Here is a 21,426-nt window from a genome sequence, read left to right on the forward strand (position 1 = left end):
CTACTTGGCTTTCAATAGCCAAGTAGCTTTTTTTGTTATTGAGCTTTGTGCTCATGATTTTCAAACGGCATTGTAACGCCAAGCTTTTGAATTTCTTTTTTTGCATTTTCCAAAATGGTTTCAGCTTTCGCTTTTGTTTCAGCATCTACCCCGCTTAGAAAATCTTTCTTTTTAGCAGGAAAATTCACGCCCAGTTCTTTTAATTTGGCTTCCGCTTGTTCTTTAGTCAGGGTGCCGTCGCGAAGCTGATCCATAATAGCTTTCGCTTTTTTCTTTGTAGCCGCATCTAAATTGTTAAAAGGACCGCCTTTATGTTCAGGAAAATTCACGCCCAGTTCTTTTAATTTGGCTTCCGCTTGTTCCTTAGTCAGGGTGCCGTCGCGAAGCTGATCCATAATAGCTTTCGCTTTTTTCTTTGTAGCCGCATCTAAATTGTTAAAAGGACCGCCTTTATATTCAGGCAAGTTCACGCCCAGTTCTTTTAATTTAGCTTCCGCTTGTTCCTTAGTCAGGGTGCCGTCGCGCAACTGATTCATGATAGCTTTCGCTTTTTCTTTAGTAGCTGCATCTAGATTGCTGAAAGGGCCTTCTTTGTGCTGAGGCAAGCTTACGCCGAGCTTCTGTAATTTTTCCTGTGCTTTTTTCATAATATCATCAACTTTTTGTTGTGTTGCATCATCCGTATTTGTTGTACTGCCATTTGTTCGCTCTACAACTGTTGAAGAGCTTGTTTCATCTTTGCTTGCTGCAAATGCCGTGGAATTTGCAGCGGCCATAACTCCTAGTGTTAAACCGCTTGCCATGATATAACCGAATAGTTTCTTTTTCATGCTGTTGTCACTCCTTAAAAGTTATAGGGGTGTGGTACAGAGCTGTCCACAATTGTTAATGTAACCACCAATAGTGAAAAAATGGTGAAAATAGATAAAAAACGAAAAAATATAGACGTTTGTTGAACAATACAGCTCTTTTATTGGATAACAAAATGAAATTCGATATGATTTTATCTAAACAGCAGCAAAAAAGAATGGAGACTTTATATAGATGAACGTTCTTAAAAAATTGGCAATAGCTTTGATAGTTGTAATAGCGGTAAGCCTGGTATTTTTGTTTCGCGATGAGTTAAAGCCTGGTCCAAGGCTAGAAGATTTTTCAGGAGCAACTGAGTTGCATCCTGTCGTAGAAGAAAAGAAAAATAAACTTGTTCAACAAGCAAGTGACCAAGGAATCTCGATTGTCATTACGGAAGGTTTCCGTTCAAAAGAAGAACAAGATAAGCTTTATGCAAAAGGCAGGACGGAAGAAGGCAACATTGTTACCTATTCAAAGGGCGGCCAGTCTTATCACAATTACGGATTAGCTATTGATTTTGCTATTCAATTAAAAGACGGACGAGTTATTTGGGACATGAAATATGAGGGTAATAACAACAATCAGTCTGATTGGATGGAAGTTGTAGACATTGCAAAAAATTTAGGATTCGAATGGGGAGGAGATTGGCAAGGTTTTAAAGACTATCCGCATTTTCAAATGAGTCCGGAAAATATAAAAGACCACACACGTTAACAAAACGTGTGTTTTTTTAGAAGGATAATATAATTTTACTATATCTATGTCAGAACCTCTAACACGAATAGAAGCTTGTAATTTCTTTTTTTTATTAATTTACTGTTAAGAGAATTATATATACTAATATAATAAAAATATAGACGGATAATTAGAAAAAGGGGTGATTAGAGAGAACTGCCCCCTAAAAATGAAAGACAATTCGTATAAAGATATGCGTTAACTAATATAATCTATTGATTAAGCTTATACAAGTACCTTCAGCCTAGCGAACGTATCCTTACATATCGGCAAATGCCAACAAAGCCTTTTATTTTTCTAGCATATTTTATTTGAAGATAGTTCATTTAGATTACAAAAAAGAGATAATTTGTCAACCGTTGACTTTGCTTTAAGGGTAAGAATATAATTTTTAACATATTTTAAATATTTTAAAAATTTAAATATTTATTGTTGTTCGCAGATTAGGAGGGGGAAAATGATTGTTTTTGACGGAGTGAATAAATATTACGGTGACTTTCACGTATTAAAAGATATCAATTTAACGATTAAAAAAGGGGAAGTTGTCGTCGTAATTGGACCGTCGGGTTCGGGTAAAAGCACGATGCTGCGATGCATAAATTATTTAGAAACAATATCTAACGGACAGTTAACGGTAAATAATATATTGGTCGCGGATAAAAAAACAAATATTAATAAACTGCGCCGCAATATAGGTATGGTGTTTCAGCATTTTTATTTATATCCGCACAAAACGGTTTTAGAAAATATCACGTTAGCACCTATCAAAGTATTGGGACAGTCGTCAGAAGAAGCTAAGAAAACAGCTCTATACTATTTAGATAAAGTCGGAATCGGTGAAAAAGCTAACGCCTACCCGTCCCAGCTTTCAGGCGGCCAGCAGCAGCGTGTAGCTATTGCGAGGGGACTCGCGATGAAGCCAGAAATTATGCTTTTTGATGAGCCTACTTCTGCTCTTGATCCAGAAATGATTGGAGAAGTGCTGGATGTCATGAAAACATTGGCTAAAGAAGGAATGACCATGGTAGTTGTAACTCATGAAATGGGGTTTGCAAAAGAAGTAGCGGACCGCATTGTATTTATGGATCAAGGAAAAATCTTGGAAGAGGCAACTCCGGCTGAGTTTTACGAAAACCCGCAAGAAGAAAGGGCACGTTTATTTCTTAGCCGTATTTTAAATCATTAATTGTTTAATAGGGGGAGTAATATGAAAAAATCAAAAACGTTTTTAAAGGCAGCTGTGCTTTCATTAGCAGCGGTTATGATGTTAGCAGCTTGTGGAGGGAAAAGTGAAGAAACGAGTGGATCGTCAGCTAAAAAAGATGCGCTCACTGAAATCAAAGACCGAGGGAAGATCGTCATTGGAGTTAAAAATGATACGCGGTTGTTCGGATTAAAAAATCCGAAGACGGGTGAAGTGGAAGGTTTTGATGTTGATATTTCTAAGCAGCTGGCTAAAGAGATTTTAGGCGATGAAAACAAGGTAGAATTTAAAGAAGTTACGTCTAAAACAAGGGTTCCTCTTCTTCAAAAAGGAGATATTGATGCTGTTGTTGCGACAATGACTATTACAGATGAACGTAAAAAAGAAGTAGACTTTACGGATGTATATTTCCAAGCTGGACAGTCTCTGCTTGTGAAAAAAGGCAGTAAAATTAAAAGCGTTGATGATTTGAAGAAAGGTACTAAAGTGTTGGCTGTTAAAGGATCAACTTCAGCTATTAATATTCGCGAAAAAGCACCAGAGACAACGGTATTAGAGTTTGAAAACTATGCAGAAGCATTTACAGCTTTAAAATCTAAGCAAGGGGATGCTTTAACAACTGATGATGCTATTCTTTATGGAATGGCTGATGAAGATCCTTCTTATGAATTGGTAGGAAAGCCGTTCACAGAAGAGCCTTATGGCATTGCTGTGAAAAAAGGAAACAAAGAGCTGGTAGATGCATTAAACGATGCGCTTAAAAAGATAAAAGACTCTGGAAAATATGATGAAATTCACGACAAGTGGATCAAACAATAAGCGTACAGTTTTCTTTTCTCAGGATGAGCAGCATTATGCTCATCCTGCTTGTTTAGTTGAAAGGAGGAAGAAAATTGTTGGATTTTTCAATTCTGACGGACAATATGGATCTTTATTTAGAAGGATTTAAATACACTATTATTGCCAGTCTGATCGCTTTAGTCGCCAGCTTTGCACTCGGTACGATCATTGCGGTAATGCGAATAGCCCCTCTCAAAATAGTAAATGTAATTGGTACGGTCTATGTAGAGTTCATTCGAAATATTCCCCTTGTGGTTATCGTCTTTTTTATTTTTATTGTAGCGGGAATCAGCGGTACAGCGGCCGGAGTGCTGGGACTAACTATTTATACGGCAGCTTTTATCGCCGAAGCCATACGAGCGGGAATTATGGCAGTTCCAAAAGGGCAGCTTGAAGCGGCACGTTCATCCGGCCTTACGTACGGTCAGGCGATGCGATTCATTATATTGCCTCAAGCGATTAAAATCGTCATTCCTCCTCTTGGGAATCAATTTATTAATTTAGTCAAAAACTCATCCGTGTTAGGGATTGTTGCTGGTTTTGATTTAATGTATCAGGCAGATCTTGTTTCCTCTCAAACTTACGTAGTGTTTGATGTGTATATTTTTGTGGCTCTGTTCTATTTAGTTCTAACCATTCCGTTAAGCTTAGGGGTTGGTTATCTTGAGAAACGTCTTGGTAAAACAAGCTGAAAGGAGTGAAAGTGATGGATTTTATGGGTGCTTATTCTCCTGATCACCTTTCTTTCTTAATGGAAGGATTTTGGGTCACTTTAAAAGTAGCATTCATTTCGATTGTATTAAGTTTTCTTATTGGAAGTATAGTAGGTATTTTAAGGTATGCCCGCATTCCAGTTCTGTCTCATGTACTTGCTTTTATCGTAGAAATTATCCGGAATTTGCCGCTGCTTTTAATCATCTTTTTTACATACTTTGCTTTACCTGAAATCGGAATTGATATGGAAATTACGTCAGCAGCGATTGTGGCCCTCACTGTATTTGAATCTGCTATGATTTCAGAGATTATCCGAAGCGGATTAAAATCAATTGAAAAAGGACAAATCGAAGCGGCGCGATCATCAGGTTTAAACTATTATCAAACGCTTCGTTTCGTTGTGCTGCCCCAAGCTTTGCGGAGAATGGTGCCTCCTTTAGTTAGTCAATTTATTTCCTTATTAAAAGATACGTCGCTTGCAGTAGTGATCGCACTTCCTGATTTGCTGCATAACGCTCAAATCATTTACGGACAGAAACAAAGCTACGTAGTCCCAATGTTTTTGATCATCGCGATGATGTATTTTATTGTAAACTATGCTTTATCTATCATTGCAAGAAGACTAGAAGTCAAAAGGGTGTAGATACTCTTTTGACTTTATTTTTGGAAAATAAATAACATTGACAATATATTGATTCAACGCATAAAATGACTAAAGTAACAGTGGTAAAATCAGATCATTTTCATTCATCATAGAGAAGAAAAACAGTGTTGGTTCACCCCCTACTGAATATCCGGTAGGGGTTTTTGCGCAAGAAGTGATTTGGTTAAACTAACACGTAAAATGAACAGAAGGGACGGGCATCATGGAAAAACAAGATCAAAATTTAAAAAAAGGTCTGTTGCCTCGTCATGTGCAGCTCATTGCGCTTGCCGGTATGATTGGGACAGGCATTTTTAAAGGCAGTGCTGATACGCTAGGTATTGCAGGACCAAGTGTTGTACTGGCGTATTTGTTTGGCGGTCTTATCTTATTTATTGTAATGACAGCATTGGCAGAGATGGCAATTGTCTATCCGAATATGAACGTACAAAATTTAGTGCATAAGGCATTCGGTACGCAAACCTCTTTTATTGTAGGGTGGCTGTACTGGGTGAACTGGATTGTCGTGACAGTTGTTGAACTGCTTGCGGGAGGAAGCTTTTTGAAGTTTTGGTTCCCTTCTGTACCTCTTTGGCTCTTAAGCTTTCTCTGTGCAGTGCTGATTGTAGGGATGAATTTATTTCAAGTGAAGTATTACGGAGAAATTGAGTTTTGGTTTGCCGGTATTAAAGTAATTGCTCTTACTGCTTTTATCATTTTGGGAGCTTTCATTTTATTCGGTGTAATTCCAAGTGATGTGCAAAACCCCTGGGCAAATTATACGGCTCATGGAGGCTTTTTTCCTCACGGCATGAGCGGTGTGCTGAGTGCCTTTTTAATTGTGATGTTCTCTTACGGCGGAGCTGAATTAATTGGTGTGGCCGTAACGGAAACAAAAGATGTGAAAAACGTGTTACCGAAAGTGATCAAAGGCACAGTATGGCGAGTGATTGGCTTTTACATTTTGCCTATTTTAATTATTTGCGGCCTTATGCCCTGGAATTCTGTATCAGGACAAGACAGTCCATTTGTCCAAGTGTTTAGTATCACCGGACTGCCGGGTGCGGCTCATATTATGAACTTCGTTTTATTAACGGCCGTTTTATCAGCAGCGAATTCAGGGATGTATGCAACTTCGCGTACGCTCTATGCTATGGCTCAAAGCGGAGAAGCATCAAAGCGCTTCTTAAAAGTTTCAAAAAACGGTATTCCGATTAATGGTTTAATGATTACGGCTGTTTGTATTTTAATAGGTGTGTTTTTAGCTTATAAAACACCGGATAATGTAATTAGTTATTTAATGACCATTCCGGGCTTCACGATTATTCTTATTTGGGTAAGCATTTGTTTAGCTCAATTAAAGCTGCGTAAAGGGTATAAAGAAAAGCCGTTTTTCGCATTAAAGTGGTTTCCTTATACAACGCTTTTTGCAACAGCAGCACTGCTTGTTATTTTTGTATCATTTATGTTTAATAAAAACAATGTGATTGGATCCAGCGTATGTGCGGTTATCTTGGTCGTACTCCTCATTTTTTCATTTATTAATAAAAGTCGAAAAGAAAAAAAGTTTGAAGTATAGCAAAAAGGCAATATACTAGAAAGACGAGGGTAAAAGCTTGTCTTTCTTTTTTTGCGGAAATTTCTGTATCACGTTACATATTTCTAGATGAAATGTTTAGTTAAATAAATAAAGGATGAGGACTACAATGGAATCAAATAATGTATTTACAACAAACCCAAAGAAGAAATCAAAGCACTTAGCCGTGATTTCTTTGGCGATTATGGGAGTGGGCTTCGTTGCCACAATGCCTTTTGGTGATTCAATTTGGGGTCGGTTGCTTCAAGGTGGGTTCGAAGCTGGGTTAGTCGGCGGATTAGCGGATTGGTTTGCCGTTACGGCTCTTTTTCGTCACCCTTTAGGCATTCCTATTCCACACACTGCGCTGCTTCCTAAAAACAGACAGCGTATTACAAGAGGGCTAGTCTCAACGCTTGAAAACGACTGGCTGTCAAAAGAAAGTATTCAAGAAAAAGTAAAAAGAATTGCGTTTACACAGCGTTTGCTTCCGATTGTTCGAAAAGGTGTTTATTCGGAAACAATTCAACAAAAAGGAACAGCACTGCTTGTTGATGCGATTAATCGTGTGGATACAGAGAAAGTCGTTCCTATTATTGAAAAAGAGCTCAAATCATCGCTTTTAGCAATAGAGTTAAAGCCTATTGTGCATTCGATTGTTGGAGAAGTGGTAAAAAATCAGTATGATGAAAAAGCGCTTGATGTTCTTTTAAATAAAGGGGAGAGCTGGATTAAAAAAGAAGAAACGCAGTATCAGCTCGGAAGTATTGCTAAAAATGCGCTTGATAATATTGAGCTTGATGGTATTTTACAATTCGCTCTCAAATCATTTCAAAGCATGATTAATGAAGAGAAGCTAGGATCTATTTTGCAAAATTTATTGCTTTCTATTACAGGACGTCTTGGTAACGAAGATGATGAATACCGCCTTGCTTTGGTAAATGGAATTAGAAAAGAGCTGCAAGGCTTGGAGCAGAATGAAGAACTTCTTGAAAAATTAGAAGCATGGAAACGAAAAACGATTCATGAATTAAATGTAACGAATAAATTAACAGAAATCGTCGATAAAATGAAAGCGAAAGTGACAGCATTCATTGAAAGCCCTGAATTTATGAAAAGCTACGCGGTTGCTTACGTAGAGAGCTGGCTGAATGCTCTTGAAGAGGATGCACAGCGTCAAGAAGCAATTGATACGGCTATTCAAAAGCAAATCATGAGCTTTGTAGAAGAGAATCATTCGAAAATTGGACAGCTTGTTCAAGAAAACTTAGATAAATTAGATGATGAAACACTTGTGGATATGATGGAAAACAATGTCGGAAAAGATTTGCAGTGGATTCGAGTGAACGGAGCTCTATGTGGATTCTTGATTGGTATTGTATTAACGGTTATTAAATTAGCGGTATAAAAAAAGAAGCACACTCCTTTTGGAGTGTGCTTTTTCTATTAATCATCTAGTTCTACACTGATTACGCCGCCGTTTTTGGCATCTACTGAAACAGTTGCTTCACGTTTATCAGCTGTGTCAATTTCAATTTCATATACTAAACGGTTGTTTTCTTGGTCTAGATCCGTTTCATTGACGGTTCCTTTAGCACTCTTTAAAGCTGTTTTTATCGCTTGATCTAATGAAATAGCAGGGGAAATGTTTTGAAGTTCCTCTTCTTTCTCATCTTCATCGTCTTTTTGCTCTTCATCAAATTCAATGATTTTACCGCTGCTGCTGTCAATGTCTACATCGTATTCTTTATTACCTTTTGTGATGTCTACTTCATATTGTTTAACGCCGTCATCTATGGCTAATTGGATATTTGTAATGTCGCCGCCATCTGTTTTTTGAAGGGCAATGTCTTTTGCCTTTGCTTCTTCAATCGTTGTGGTTTGCTTCTTATCATTGCTTTTAGACTGATCTGTCATTGCGTATGCGCTTGCACCTAATCCACCGACTAGTACTGCACTGGCTAAAACGGTTGTAATAACTTTCATATGTTATGGCCTCCTCGATTTGTTGTTAAGACTATCTTAGCCAATGAACTTTAAAGGAAAAGAAGAAGAAGTTTAAAATTTTCTTAGAAATAAATAAAAATAGATAAAAAAAGCACAGCTTTCCGCTGTACTTTTAATCATCGTCATTTTCATAGGTGATGGAATCTACATGTCCAGAGTAAGCATTGATCATCACTTTAGCTTCTCTTGTTTTAGACTGATCAATTTCGACTTCGTAGAAGGTTTGGCCTTCTTCCTCTTCTATTTCAACTGAGGAAAACGTTCCTTTTACTTTTTGTAAAGCAATGTCTCTTGCTTGTTCCATTGAAATGAGAGGCTCGTCGGATGTAAGAGAAACTGGTGGCTGCTCGCTCTTTTTTTGCTCTTCTTCTATATTATTTTTAGTTTGAGTAGACGTTTGTTTCTTTACTTTTTGTTTGATTAATGAATGGACTTCTCCATTTTCTCCATTTACTGTGATATGGTATGGAATATCATTTTTAAGCAAAGTGATTCGATAAATCGGTTCATCATCTTTTTGGGAAAAGCTTGCATTTTCAATAGTGCCGCCATATTTTTGCTGAATCATACTGCTGACGTCCGATTCCGATAAAATTGTATCAGGCCGATTCACTGCTTTTGCTATTCCGTAAAAGCTAGCTGAACCAACAGCAAGAAAAATAAGTATAAAAAGCACCGTTTTCTTCATACATTCACCTCCAGTATCTTAAAAAGTAGTATAGCAGGCGATTCTTAAAAATCTCTAAGAAAAGGCGAGGAATCAAAGAGGAAAGGAAACCGTTACTGATGTCCCTTTTCCTTCTTGGCTGTTAATCTCAATACGCCCGCTATGAGCTTCTACAATCTTTCGAGCAATAGATAATCCAAGTCCAGAACCACCGGTTTCTCGATTTCTTGCTTTATCTACGCGAAAAAAGCGTTCATACACGTTTGATAAGTCTTCTTTTGGAATACCAATTCCTTGATCTGTGACCGTAATCATAAAGCTTTCGCTTCTTGTTATGGTTACCTCTACCGCTTTTTCACTATATTTAATGGCATTATCTAAGAGGATGTACAGCAGCTGCTTTAAGCGTTTTTCATCCGCTGTTACGACGGGATGATCCGTTTTTATATTTAAATAAATGGTTCGTTCAAAAGCTCGTTCTAGATGCTTAATTGTTTGGTTACAGACGGCCTCCGCATCTACGTGTTCCATGTGAAGCTCCCGCTGCGACTCATCTTTCGCAAGCACTAGCATTTGAGACGTAAGCTGTTTCATGCGTAAAGACTCAGAGTGAATGGCTTCGATGGCTTCTTCTAAAATATCAGGCCGCTTCATTCCCCATCGTTTTAGCATATTGGCATAGCTTTCTACAACGGTCAGGGGTGTTTTTAATTCATGAGAAGCATCGGATACGAACTGCTCTTGCTTTTTATAGTTTTCCTCTAATAAATCCATCATATTATTGAAGGTGTTGGCCATTTGATCTAACTCATCTTTAGAAGGAGAAGAGAGGTCAATCTTTTTGAATGTGCGAGACACTTGAATTTCTTCCATAGTATGAATAAGAGATTTGATAGGCCGCAAAATAATTTTACTTAAAAGCCGTCCAGCAAATATGGTTGGAATTAATATAACAAGAGAGGCAATGAGCAAGATAAATTTTAATGTCTGCAGAGATTGTTCCACATCTGCCAGTTGTTCCGTGACTTCCAAAGAAACAACTTCACCGTTCGTCCAAATGACAGGGGTGTGTGAAATCGCGTATAGATGGCCGTCATCTTCTTTGATGCTTGTTTGTTCATTTGAATAATAGGAATAAGGTAAGTCCTGAAGCTCTTTCGTTTGATCCGTAACGGATACAACTAAAGGACTGCCGAATTTGGGTAAAATACGAATCATTCCGTTAGGAGGCAAATAGGCACGAAGCAAGTTGGCTTGTTTAACCGTCGCACTCGTTTGCTTTAGCCCATTTGTTACATTGCTTGTTTCTGCTTGCAAACGTTCAATTGCGTTGTCTTCCATGGTCTTCTTGAAAATGAAGTAAATCGAACTGTTTGCAATTACTAATAAAATAAAAAGCAGCGCAGTTGATGTAAGAATAATCTTTGTTTGTAGTTTCATAAGCTACTCCTTCAGCATGTAGCCAACGCCGCGCACTGTTTGAATGTAAGGAGTTGAAAATGAAGCATCAATCTTTTTACGTAAATAACGAATGTATACGTATACAATATTTGTGTCTCCGTAATAATCAAATCCCCAAACGTTTGTAAGAAGCTGTTCAAAGCTCAACACTTGATTTTTGTTTTGAAGCATATAGACAAGCAAATCATATTCTTTAGGAGTCAGCTCAATAGCTTCATTTTCACGCGTGACTTCTCGCGTTTTTTCGTTAACGACTAAATTGCCTAGTTGCAGAGTGGCTGTTTCTTGTTCAGCAGGCGATGTTGATGCAGGATGGCGAAGCCATACGCGAATGCGTGCAAAAAGCTCTTCAATTTGAAAAGGCTTTGTAATATAGTCGTTTGCTCCTAAATCCAGTCCGCTTACCTTATCAGGAAGGGCGTCTCGAGCTGTTAATAAGATAACGGGCGTTTGATCATCATTTGCTCGAATGCGACGAAGTACTTCGAGTCCGCTCAGTTCAGGAAGCATCACATCTAAAAGCAGCAAATCCCAATCGTGTTCTTGAAACTCTGCCAATCCTTCTGTTCCCGTGTAAGCCATGCCCGTTTCGTACCCTTCATGTTCAAGCTCGAGCTGAATTAAACGAGCAATTTTGCGCTCATCTTCTACAATTAAAATTCTGCCTTTACTCAACAAAAATTCCCCCTTGTGTCTATGTATAGTTGCGTACATTATAGCACGGAGAGATTGGAGGTGTATAAATGACAGGGAAATCAATAGTTATTTGACTAAATATATCAATAATAGCCCGAGAAATAATGTTCATTTTCTCAAGAAACTGATAAGATAGCTAATGACATTTAAAAATAAGAAAGGATTTCGATTATGTTATCAGCTATTAATTCAGTAGATTATACCATCTTCCACGCGGTGAATCAGTATGCCTCACACGTAAAGCCTCTAGATTCGCTGATGGTATTCTTTGCAGATTATGCCCAGTATGTACTTATCGTTTTACTCGGCTTGTTTTTACTTATTAATAAAAACGGCAGCCGTGTTGTAGCATTTCAAGCTTTGTGTGCTTGTGCCACAGGAGTCATTATCAATAAAGTGATTAGTTTATTTGCTTATCGAGATCGTCCGTTTATCTCTCACCACGTGAATCAGCTTATTGATCACGCCGCAAATTCTTCATTTCCAAGCGATCATGCTACATCTGCATTAGTTATCACTTTTACCATTTGGCTGCATTTCAAACGTTCAGGGCGCATGTGGGTTGTCATGGGCGTACTCATTGCCTTTTCACGCGTATGGGTTGGCGTTCATTATCCATTCGATGTGTTAACAGGAGCCGTTCTAGGCTGCGTGCTGGCGCTGTTCATTCATTATGTTATTTTTAATACGAAACTGATGAGAGCTATTACCAACTTGTCTATTTTTCGAAAATCAGCTTATGACGAACAGTCTCAATATTATTAAGAAAAAGTCGCAAATACGCGGCTTTTTTTTATTGGGAAATTTTTAATGTATTTAATACTTGTTTTTTAAAATTAAATTGTGTACAATTAAATTACAGAAACGATAAATAAAAAATTTTTAATAAAATTAATGAAAAAGAGGAGAGGTTTATACATGAAAGCTTTATATGAAACAACAGTCGTTAACACAGGTGGAAGAACAGGAGAAGTTCACTCTTTAGATAACATCTTTAACTTAGACGTTGCAACACCTCCAGCGCTTGGTGGAGAAGCAACAACAGCAACAAACCCAGAGCAGCTGTTTGCAGCTGGATACAGTGCCTGTTTCAACAGCGCGTTAGAATTTATGTTGAAAAAACATAACGTAGAAATCAAAAGCAGTGAAGTAAAAGCTACTGTTCAGCTGCTTCCTGATAAAGCTGATCAAGGAGTGAAAATTGGAGTAGCGCTTGAAGCTCATATTGAAGGCTTAGATTTAGAAACAGCGAAAAAATACGTAGACCTAGCTCACTCATACTGCCCGTATTCAAAAGCAATCAGCGGCAACGTAGACGTAACGGTAGAAGTAGCTTAATTGCTTTAAAAAGCCCTGCTAAGCATGTAAAGCTTAGCAGGGCTTTTTTATTTGAATTTTCTCTATTCATTTGTAAGCGGTACTAGTATAATGAGGAAGAAAATGAATCATTCGCACAGTTTAGGTGCTCTTACATAGCGTAAGAGGTAACAGGGAATCGAGTGCAAATCTCGAGCGGTCCAGCCACTGTAAGCAGGGAGTTTTCTATCTTATCGTCACTCAAAATGGGGAAGACGGTAGAAAATGATGATCTCAAGCCAGGAGACCTACCTATTCTGTACACTTGACTCTTCTAGGAAAGAGGCGGTGTATCAAGGTACGCAGTGAGCAATTGCTGTTTATTTTCATATGCCGACACGTCCTCAATTTCTATAGAATTGAGGCTTTTTTACGTTTTATTTTAAAAAAAGGAGTGTAGGAAATGGAAGGTTTATCAGTTTTTTTACTTGTCTTTTTATTAGGAATCAGGCACGGATTGGATGCAGATCACTTAGCTTTTATTGACGGCCAGACCCGATATAATTGGCGAATGGGCAGCCGTTTTGCCCCGTGGGTCGGAACGCTGTTTTCACTAGGTCATGGAGGAATGGTGGCCGTCACGGCCGGGGTGCTGGGCGTGGTGATGAAGAATTTTACGTTTCCATCATATTTCGATCATTTTGCATCTTGGGTATCCATTATCTCTCTCTTTCTGATTGGAACATTAAACACATATCATTTGCTTCGAACTAAAAATAAAGAAGAAGAGTTTCAGCTGAGCGGATTAAAAGGGAAGTTTATTCCGAAAATCGCAAAAGGAACAACGAATCCTTTTTTAATTATTCTTGTAGGGGCATTGTTCGCTTTAGCAGCCGAAACGGTCAGCCAAACGGCCGTGTGGTCTCTAGCTGTAGGGAACGCAGGCAAGTATACGCCGCTTTTATTAGGACTAGTATTTATGTTTGGTATGATGCTCACAGATACAATCGATTCAATGATTGTACATAAAATGGTGAATGAATCGAGTAAGTTTGGGCAATCTGCTTCCCGCTTGATGGGCTGGGTTATTGTTGTCCTCGCGTATGGTGTGTCGTTCTATTTAGCATTCACTTTCTTTAACCCATGGGCCGAAGTAAACTTTGAAATGGTTGGCGTTATTCTGTTTATTTTCTTAGTGTCTATGTTTGTTTTTGTGAGTGTGAAGTCAAAAGGGAAAAATATTAAAATAAATGTCAATTAGTCAAATGAAAGCTTTAATCTGTTGAAGATTGAAGCTTTTTTGTATGAATTTGTTGAAGTTTATGGCTATTTTCGGTCGGTTATGAATAAGTTAAAGTATTATCTGTATTTAAAGGATGGAAAATTGTCTGAAAACCATTATAATTAAGGATAATTTAAGGTCGTTATGTGAAACGTAGAACATAGTTATACGTACGATAAATAAAAGCATTTAATGCAAGCAGCAGGGGTTTTCTAGAGGAGGAATTGATTTGAGTCAGGTAATGGTAGAACAAAGCGTGTTTAGTTATTTAAAAGAACACGAACAAGAGATGCTCGAAGATTTAGTGGGATTTGTGAAAAAAGAATCACCGTCCTACAGTAAAGAGTTAGTAGATCAGTGTGGAAAGTATTTAACGCAGCTGTTTCAAAAGCGTTTAGGGGTAGGGTACGAAATCATAGAAGAAAAAGAAGTAGGAAACCACTTGAAATTTACGATTGGAGAAGGAGAAAAGCAGCTTTTAATCATCGGTCACTTTGACACGGTGTGGGAAAAGGGAAGGCTGAGTCTAAGAACAGAGGGAAACAAGCTGTACGGTCCGGGAATTTTAGACATGAAAGGCGGCATTGTACAATCTATATGGGCGATTAAAGCGATTCAAGAGCTTGGCTTACCGCTGGATAAAAAAATTGTGTTTTTCTGCAATTCGGATGAAGAGATTGGGTCAATTTCTTCTAAAAAATACATTGAAGAAGAAGCGCAAAGAAGTGAAGCAGTGCTAGTAGCGGAACCGGCGGTGGCGGGTTCAGGTGCGTTAAAAACGTCGCGCAAAGGAGCGGGAATTTTTACCGTGAAAGTATGGGGACGAGCAGCACACGCGGGTAATCACCACAAAGAAGGAATCAATGCGATTGAAGAGCTGGCGCGCCAAGTGATTTTCTTGCAGAGCTTAACAGATTATGAAAAAGGTACAACGGTGAACGTTGGGACATTTACGGGAGGCAGCGGTACAAATGTAGTGCCGGAATATGCAGAAGCGCACGTGGATTTACGTGTTTCTACAGAAGAAGAAGCAAAACGCATGACGGATATTATTTTGAATTTAACACCCATTTTAAAAGGGATTAAGCTCGAAGTAACGGGAGGCATGAATCGTCCTCCGATGGTCAAGTCTAAACAAACGGAAGAGTTATTTGAATGCGCTCAGTCAATCGCGGCCAAACTGGGTATGAAATTAGAAGAAGCAGCTGTTGGAGGAGGAAGTGATGGCAATTTTACAGCGGCCATTGGCGTTCCCACGTTGGATGGGCTAGGAGCATGCGGAAAAGGAATACATGCGGAATATGAACATATTCAAATTGATACGTTATCCGAGCGTTCTTCTTTATTTGCGAATTTGCTGCTGCAAATATAAAAAAAGCCCGCCTCAAACGGCGGGGACTAATCTGAGAGCTTATATTGGGAGAGTATAAGCTTTCTTTTTTTATTTACTGCTTTCTTCTTGAAGAGAAAAGGCAGTTTCTTTCTTTTTGAATACCACTGCATCAAGAGCAAGGAACTGGCTTCCTGCAAGAAATAAGTGAGCAGACATGGCAATTAAGGCAATATCAAACTCAAACCCGCCAACAAATCCGCTTTTAAGCTTGGCTGTAAAAATGGCGCCAAGCATAACTGCCACAAATAAAGCAGCTACGACTCTTGTTGCTAGACCAAGAATAATAAGAACCCCACCTACAAGTTCAATGGTTGCAACAATATATGCCATGAAACCAGGGATTCCTAAGCTATCGAAGAACCCTACTGTATTTTCAATCCCGCCTTGCCATTTTTGAAAGCCGTGCACTAAAAATGTAAAACCTAATACTAAACGAATAATAAGTGAACCAATTTCAACGTTTTTATTCACTTTACTTCCTCCTTTAAGTGTATTTGAAAAACACTACATTATGTAGTGTAAAAGCCTGAAAAAAGAAATGTAGCAATTAAATCAGAAAGTCTTTCTGATTTGGATAATTTTACAACATTATGAACATCACACTACACATTGTAGTGTGATGTTTGTCCTCAGTCAAGTAAAAATATAAAATTAGACCATTTGGCATACAAAAATTTTCTGAAGGGCACTTGAAAAATCCTTTAATTATGTATAATTTAGTCCCTTATTTTCAATCTTATTCTCCAACATGCTATACTGATGGCGGAGGTGTTACGATGCGCTTAGAAAATAAAAGAGTCATTGCGCTTGTTAGTGCAGACTTTGAAGATCTAGAACTATGGTATCCAGTGATGCGTCTTCGAGAAGAAGGAGCAGAAGTACATTTAGTTGGAGAAAAAGCAAACGAAACGTACATGGGGAAATACGGTGTTCCAGCCATATCGGACTACGCGTTTAAAGATGTTGATCCAGCTGAATATGACGCTATTTTAGTACCTGGAGGCTGGGCGCCGGATAAACTGCGCCGCTACCCTGAAGTAATTGAAATGGTTCGTCATATGGATGAACAGCAAAAGCCAATCGGCCAAATCTGCCATGCAGGATGGGTATTAATCTCTGCAAAAATCTTAGATGGCCGAAACGTAACAAGTACGCCAGGAATCAAAGATGATATGGAAAATGCGGGAGCTATTTGGCATGATGAAGCAGTCGTAATCGACGGCCACATCATTTCAAGCCGCCGCCCGCCAGACCTTCCTCCTTATGCAAAAGCATTTGCTGATGTACTAGCAGAGCAATAAGAAAAAAAGTCGAAACCATACTGGTTTTGGCTTTTTTTGTAAGGTCCGCTAAAAAAGAAATGATAAAGCAAATAAAAAACAATCATTAAAAAAGCGAGCAGATGCATCTGCTCGCTTTTGTTCGTGTTTCTTATCAGTAACTTGCTTTCTGCAAGTGTAAAAACAAAATGATTACTTTCTTTATAAAATCCATGATTACGGTTTTTGTATGTTTCGTTGTTGTTAGGGCACAATTAGCATTGATTGTGCTTGCATGGATTTCATCCATTGCCGCGGTTTGTTTTTCCACATGATCGATTAACCTAAACGACGCAAGCCCTACCTCTCTTGCATCCTTACGGCTCCGAAGCCGATCCAGTGTGAATAAGTTTTGTTCAAAGACATGTGTCGAATGCCAGTATTTTTACCTTGCATTGTACGATACATCCTTTCAAGTTACTTTCACTATGTCCAGCTCTTAAAGAAAAGCCGGAAATCTAAATATAACACCTCAGTTGATCTATGTCAAATAGAAAATGCAATTTTTTCACGTGAAACAATTGCAGCTAAAACATGGTTAAAGAAAGGGATATCTTTTTTATATGGAAGAGTTTTTTGATACGATAAGCTAGAGGAATCCTAGAGGAGGATGAAAAATGAATAAAAATGAACAGTTTCGAAATGATGTATTGAGCAGTGTAGAATCATTAACATATGAACAATTAAATCAACAGCCAGCATCTAATACGTGGAGCGTTATGCAAGTATTAGAACATTTATATTTGATGGAGCGCATGATTGTTTCACGTGTGAAAGATCAGTTAGAAAACGGTGTAGATCAGCCGACTGAAGATAAGCCGTTTCATTTAGCGGTAGACCGTGCGCGAAAAGTAGATGCACCGGCTCAAGTTACGCCTTCTAATGAAAAGCAGACATTAGAAGAAATGAAGAGTAAGCTGGCAGAATCGAGAGCGGCTTTAATAGAGCTAGAAGAAACAGCAAGTGAAGACAAGCTAAAGCAAAAATCATTTCCACACCCTGTGTTTGGGTTAATGGATTTAAAGCAGTGGATTGATTTTATTGGCTATCATGAAAAGCGTCATCAAGAACAAATAGAAGAAATCAAAACGGCAATTGGTGCATAAAAAAACAGGCAGTCCGCCTGTTTTTTTATTTTTGGACCAAAATAGGATAATCCGACATCATCCAAATACCAACACTATATGTTTGGGGATTATGGTTCCCTACGGTAGAGCCTGTTTGAATGGTAAACGAGAGTTGCAGAGGATCTTGATCATAATAAATCGTTTGCTTGGTGGAAGGGGAATAAAGGCGCTTTGGGGGGATTTTAGGAACCGTATCCGTCGTGTTAACAAAACAGCGGCTATTTGAAACAAGATTTGTGTATGTTTGAACGAATTGAGGATCACCTACTCGAGGAGCTCCGTAGTTGTACATTGTAACTTCCGGAAAAGATGCGTTTGTGGCGACATCTAAGGCATGAAGAGCCGCGAGTGCACCACCTAGGCTATGCCCTGTTATATAAAGTGGCTTGGGGGTAAGGGACTGATACGTTTCAAAAATTTCATCACGGCATGATTCGTAAACGGCTAAAAAACCTTCGTGAACGAGACCCGCTTGTTGATTGTATGGATAAGGGCGTTGCCTAATGCGAGCATCAGCAATCCAGTCTGCCTCAGATTGAGTTCCTCGAAAGGCAATTACGATAGAGTCATCAGATTCTAAAATAAAACCAAACCATTCTTGCACCCCTACGGCAGAAGCTTTAAACGATTTAATAAGCCGGTAGCCTTCAGGTACATCAAATGTGCCTCCCTGTGCGTATTGCTTATAAGCTAAGACGCACGCGTAAAGAAGGTCTAGAGCTAAAGGACGATAAAATAAAGGCTCTATTCTCATCATTGTTTTTCACACCTTCTAATAGAAAATAACTCCTATAGCCTATGTGTTCCTGAGAAGAAAGGTGCAGATATCTCTCTTTTGAAAGCGATAATTACGGAATGTAAACGGTTTATCATTGGATGTTTTTGAGGGTTTTATAAGTTTTTTTGTGTATTTTAACTAAAAACGAGTTTTAATTTAGAGTTTTATTGTTAAAATTTATAATTTAACTTATAATTTAAAATAGTCTGAATGAAAAAATAAGGGGGTTATCTTTTGGAGCAATTTGTAACGAGTTTGAATAATGTGCTATGGAGCACACCTGTTATTTATGGGTGTCTTGCGATTGGCCTGTTTTTCTCAATTTTAACGAGGTTTTTGCAGGTACGACACTTAAAAGACATGGTTATGCTGATGTTTCAGGGTAAAAGCTCAGAAGCAGGAGTTTCTTCCTTCCAGGCACTGTCTTTAGCGCTGTCGGGACGAGTTGGAACAGGAAACATTGCTGGAGTTGCAACAGCTATCGCTTTTGGAGGTCCAGGAGCTGTATTTTGGATGTGGGCAGTTGCTTTTATTGGTGCTTCTAGTGCATTCATCGAATCAACACTTGCTCAAATTTATAAAGTTAAACAAGATGGCCAATATCGAGGTGGTCCAGCGTACTACATTGAAAAAGGAACAGGGATGAAATGGTATGGCATTTTATTTGCTATTGCAGCACTTGTTGCGATGAGTATCTTAATGCCGGGCGTTCAGTCTAACTCCATAGCGCTTGGCATCGACAACGCATTCGGCGTTAGTCCAACGGTTACAGCAGTAGGATTAGTTATTATTCTTGCTTTTATTATCTTTGGAGGCGTTAAGCGTATTGCAGGAGTGGCCCAATTCGTTGTACCTTTTATGGCACTTGGGTATATTATTTTAGCTCTTATTATTATTGCCATGAACATTTCTGAGTTGCCGGGAGTTATCGCCCTTATTTTTAAAAGTGCTTTTGCATTAGATTCTGCTTTTGGAGGAATCGTTGGTTTAGCTGTTTCTTGGGGAGTTAAGCGCGGCATTTATTCAAACGAAGCAGGACAAGGAACAGGACCTCACGCAGCAGCTGCAGCAGAAGTTTCACATCCGGCGAAACAAGGCCTTGTACAAGCTTTTTCGGTTTATATTGATACACTGTTCGTTTGTTCAGCAACAGCGTTTATGATTTTATTCACAGGCATGTACAACACGGAAGGACCAGGCGGTTCATTTATTATTTCAAATTTACCAGGTGTAGAAGCAGGGCCTGGATTTACACAAGCTGCTATTGAAACAGTGTTGCCAGGGTTCGGAGCTGGCTTCGTGGCAGTAGCCCTATTCTTTTTCGCGTTTACAACGATCATGGCATATTATTACATTGCTGAAACAAATATTGCTTACCTAACTCGCGGGAAGAACGGAAAGTGGGCTATGTTTGCATTAAAGCTTGTCCTTCTAGGAGCTACGTTCTACGGGTCAGTTAAACAAGCATCACTAGCTTGGGCGTTAGGTGATGCTGGACTTGGTATCATGGTATGGCTAAATTTAATTGCTATCTTAATTTTAGCTAAGCCTGCGTTAGTTGCATTAAAAGACTATGAAGCTCAGAAAAAACAAGGGATAGATCCTGTGTTTGATCCTGTTAAGTTAGGAATTAAAAATGCAGACTACTGGGAGAAAGAATATAAAAAAGATGAGTCACAAGTTTCGTAAATAAGAAAATCCTCACATATGTGAGGATTTTTTTATGAAGAAAGTGAGACAGATGAGTTATTTAAGTTATATCGATCCTTCAAACAATGAATACGGTGCAGTTCTTCAAGCAGATGGTGAATTGCAAGCAGTTCGTACAGCATTGTTGTTTCTGTTGAAAAAGGGTGATCCCCTCTGTGTTCTTCCTGCTTATGTGCCCAAAACCTTTGTTTTAAAGTCAAAACAAGCGTTTGATGGTGCAAAGAGCTTTTATATTGTTCATTTTGTAAGACGTTATGAAAGGAAGTGAAAGTATCCCATATTACTTGATGTCTTACACTTTGCAGCTGATGAGCAGGCAAATAAATTAAATTACCAATATGGTAGACAAGCTGTCTCATAAGAGAAAGTTTTTTATATTCATAGTGAAATTTTCTCATAGCTGTACGAGTGAAATGGTGAAACTTCCATTCTTTGCGCTGATACTCACAAAGCGTCTCAATTTTTTCAATTTCAGCAGAAAGCTGCTGAAATTGAAGCTTTGTTTGTTTATGACAAGCGTGTACTTGGGAAAGCTCACTGCCTCTTTGGTGTAAAACGCCGCCCATTTGTTTTGAGAGATTTTGAATTTTCCTCGTAATAATCGGTGTATAATTAGGAGGAAGAACGATGATATTCACAAGTGAAGAAGTGAGCAGCCCAATACTAGTGGTCGCTAAGCGAATTAAAAACGATATAAAATAATGGTCATGCACAATCGTCAGCATAGCCACTCCTGTTAGCGTAGCAACGAGTGTTCCCGCATGTAAACGTAATTTATAACAGGATATAATAGTAGAAATGGCAACAAGCATATAGGTAAGCGGCGTTACCCCTAATAGAAATGTGTAAAGCATGGCAAAAGCAGCTCCGATTGCTGAAGCAGGAAAGCGGATGAATGCTTTTTTGATAGAATCGGCAGCGGTTGGTTCAATCGTAACAATAGCTGTAATAACAGCGAGCATATAAGGCCAGCCAATGGCCTGACAAATGAGCGCAGTTAAAAAAACGGCAATGCCTGTTTTAATAATACGACCGCCTAAAAAATTGAATTTTTTTACGTTAATCATTATGCATACCTTCTTTAAAACAGTTAGTAATTTAATTATAAGGCATATTAAGGTGATAG

General features: G+C 38.6%; 22 protein-coding genes and 1 riboswitch. Of the genes, 14 read left to right on the forward strand and 8 right to left on the reverse strand.

Translation table 11 applies throughout. From position 1 onward, the window contains the following. Positions 1 to 35: 35 nt before the first annotated feature. A complete protein-coding gene (locus AC1D0Y_RS22290; protein WP_060746091.1) occupies positions 36 to 830 on the reverse strand; it encodes a hypothetical protein in 795 nt (264 codons plus the stop codon). Between the two features lie 214 nt (positions 831 to 1,044). Between AC1D0Y_RS22290 and AC1D0Y_RS22295 the strand changes: the two genes are divergently transcribed. The 7 genes from AC1D0Y_RS22295 (at position 1,045) to AC1D0Y_RS22325 (ending at position 7,972) form a co-directional block, all read left to right on the forward strand. After that, positions 1,045 to 1,566, forward strand: coding sequence for a M15 family metallopeptidase (locus AC1D0Y_RS22295; protein WP_060746092.1), 522 nt, complete (start codon positions 1,045 to 1,047; stop codon positions 1,564 to 1,566). A 478-nt stretch (positions 1,567 to 2,044) separates the two neighbouring features. Continuing rightward, a complete protein-coding gene (locus tag AC1D0Y_RS22300) occupies positions 2,045 to 2,773 on the forward strand; it encodes an amino acid ABC transporter ATP-binding protein (protein ID WP_060746093.1) in 729 nt (242 codons plus the stop codon). Positions 2,774 to 2,794: 21 nt separating this feature from the next. Then, positions 2,795 to 3,610, forward strand: coding sequence for a transporter substrate-binding domain-containing protein (locus tag AC1D0Y_RS22305; RefSeq protein WP_028410184.1), 816 nt, complete (start codon positions 2,795 to 2,797; stop codon positions 3,608 to 3,610). A gap of 74 nt (positions 3,611 to 3,684) precedes the next feature. Further along, positions 3,685 to 4,323, forward strand: coding sequence for an amino acid ABC transporter permease (locus AC1D0Y_RS22310; RefSeq protein WP_060746094.1), 639 nt, complete (start codon positions 3,685 to 3,687; stop codon positions 4,321 to 4,323). A 14-nt stretch (positions 4,324 to 4,337) separates the two neighbouring features. Continuing rightward, the gene (locus AC1D0Y_RS22315; protein ID WP_013081471.1) at positions 4,338 to 4,988 is read left to right on the forward strand and encodes an amino acid ABC transporter permease; all 651 of its coding nucleotides are present in this window, start codon (positions 4,338 to 4,340) and stop codon (positions 4,986 to 4,988) included. Between the two features lie 223 nt (positions 4,989 to 5,211). Next, positions 5,212 to 6,567: an amino acid permease gene (locus AC1D0Y_RS22320; protein ID WP_060746095.1), complete on the forward strand. Its 1,356-nt coding sequence runs from the start codon at positions 5,212 to 5,214 to the stop codon at positions 6,565 to 6,567. Positions 6,568 to 6,694: 127 nt separating this feature from the next. Then, entirely contained in the window at positions 6,695 to 7,972 is a 1,278-nt protein-coding gene (locus tag AC1D0Y_RS22325; RefSeq protein ID WP_477707929.1) for a DUF445 domain-containing protein, read from the forward strand. 38 nt (positions 7,973 to 8,010) lie between these two features. Here AC1D0Y_RS22325 and AC1D0Y_RS22330 read toward each other — a convergent pair whose 3' ends face one another. From AC1D0Y_RS22330 to AC1D0Y_RS22345, 4 genes are all read right to left on the reverse strand, one after another. Next, a complete protein-coding gene (locus tag AC1D0Y_RS22330) occupies positions 8,011 to 8,550 on the reverse strand; it encodes a PepSY domain-containing protein (RefSeq protein WP_060746097.1) in 540 nt (179 codons plus the stop codon). A 133-nt stretch (positions 8,551 to 8,683) separates the two neighbouring features. Further along, a complete protein-coding gene (locus AC1D0Y_RS22335; RefSeq protein WP_028410179.1) occupies positions 8,684 to 9,259 on the reverse strand; it encodes a PepSY domain-containing protein in 576 nt (191 codons plus the stop codon). Between the two features lie 72 nt (positions 9,260 to 9,331). Next, positions 9,332 to 10,678 (reverse strand): HAMP domain-containing sensor histidine kinase, encoded by a 1,347-nt coding sequence (locus AC1D0Y_RS22340; protein WP_477707930.1) that lies wholly within the window; start codon positions 10,676 to 10,678, stop codon positions 9,332 to 9,334. A 3-nt stretch (positions 10,679 to 10,681) separates the two neighbouring features. Further along, on the reverse strand, positions 10,682 to 11,413 hold the full coding sequence (locus AC1D0Y_RS22345) for a response regulator transcription factor (RefSeq protein WP_272767659.1): 732 nt from the start codon (positions 11,411 to 11,413) through the stop codon (positions 10,682 to 10,684). Between the two features lie 153 nt (positions 11,414 to 11,566). Here AC1D0Y_RS22345 and AC1D0Y_RS22350 point away from each other — a divergent pair, with 153 nt between their 5' ends. From AC1D0Y_RS22350 to AC1D0Y_RS22365, 4 genes are all read left to right on the forward strand, one after another. Beyond that, a complete protein-coding gene (locus AC1D0Y_RS22350; protein WP_013055082.1) occupies positions 11,567 to 12,160 on the forward strand; it encodes an undecaprenyl-diphosphatase in 594 nt (197 codons plus the stop codon). Positions 12,161 to 12,313: 153 nt separating this feature from the next. After that, positions 12,314 to 12,733 (forward strand): organic hydroperoxide resistance protein, encoded by a 420-nt coding sequence (locus AC1D0Y_RS22355; protein ID WP_060746103.1) that lies wholly within the window; start codon positions 12,314 to 12,316, stop codon positions 12,731 to 12,733. A gap of 105 nt (positions 12,734 to 12,838) precedes the next feature. Then, a riboswitch (cobalamin riboswitch) is annotated at positions 12,839 to 13,021 on the forward strand. A 133-nt stretch (positions 13,022 to 13,154) separates the two neighbouring features. Then, positions 13,155 to 13,952, forward strand: coding sequence for a HoxN/HupN/NixA family nickel/cobalt transporter (locus AC1D0Y_RS22360; RefSeq protein ID WP_013055084.1), 798 nt, complete (start codon positions 13,155 to 13,157; stop codon positions 13,950 to 13,952). A gap of 262 nt (positions 13,953 to 14,214) precedes the next feature. Continuing rightward, positions 14,215 to 15,345, forward strand: a complete 1,131-nt coding sequence (locus AC1D0Y_RS22365; RefSeq protein ID WP_060746138.1) for a M20 family metallopeptidase — start codon at positions 14,215 to 14,217, stop codon at positions 15,343 to 15,345. A 69-nt stretch (positions 15,346 to 15,414) separates the two neighbouring features. Here AC1D0Y_RS22365 and AC1D0Y_RS22370 read toward each other — a convergent pair whose 3' ends face one another. Beyond that, positions 15,415 to 15,837, reverse strand: a complete 423-nt coding sequence (locus AC1D0Y_RS22370; RefSeq protein WP_060746104.1) for a DoxX family protein — start codon at positions 15,835 to 15,837, stop codon at positions 15,415 to 15,417. A 305-nt stretch (positions 15,838 to 16,142) separates the two neighbouring features. Here AC1D0Y_RS22370 and AC1D0Y_RS22375 point away from each other — a divergent pair, with 305 nt between their 5' ends. Beyond that, positions 16,143 to 16,667, forward strand: coding sequence for a type 1 glutamine amidotransferase domain-containing protein (locus tag AC1D0Y_RS22375; protein WP_028410168.1), 525 nt, complete (start codon positions 16,143 to 16,145; stop codon positions 16,665 to 16,667). Positions 16,668 to 17,302: 635 nt separating this feature from the next. After that, entirely contained in the window at positions 17,303 to 17,791 is a 489-nt protein-coding gene (locus AC1D0Y_RS22380) for a DinB family protein (RefSeq protein WP_060746105.1), read from the forward strand. Positions 17,792 to 17,816: 25 nt separating this feature from the next. On the opposite strand, the gene AC1D0Y_RS22385 is transcribed toward AC1D0Y_RS22380, so the two are convergent. After that, the gene (locus AC1D0Y_RS22385; RefSeq protein WP_013081488.1) at positions 17,817 to 18,569 is read right to left on the reverse strand and encodes a lipase family protein; all 753 of its coding nucleotides are present in this window, start codon (positions 18,567 to 18,569) and stop codon (positions 17,817 to 17,819) included. Between the two features lie 255 nt (positions 18,570 to 18,824). Between AC1D0Y_RS22385 and AC1D0Y_RS22390 the strand changes: the two genes are divergently transcribed. Then, complete coding sequence (locus tag AC1D0Y_RS22390; protein WP_050688464.1) at positions 18,825 to 20,279, forward strand: alanine/glycine:cation symporter family protein; 1,455 nt, start codon at positions 18,825 to 18,827, stop codon at positions 20,277 to 20,279. Between the two features lie 32 nt (positions 20,280 to 20,311). Here AC1D0Y_RS22390 and AC1D0Y_RS22395 read toward each other — a convergent pair whose 3' ends face one another. After that, positions 20,312 to 21,367, reverse strand: coding sequence for an aromatic acid exporter family protein (locus tag AC1D0Y_RS22395; RefSeq protein WP_060746106.1), 1,056 nt, complete (start codon positions 21,365 to 21,367; stop codon positions 20,312 to 20,314). Positions 21,368 to 21,426 lie beyond the last annotated feature (59 nt).

This window comes from Priestia sp. P1_B12_1 (assembly GCF_056406695.1).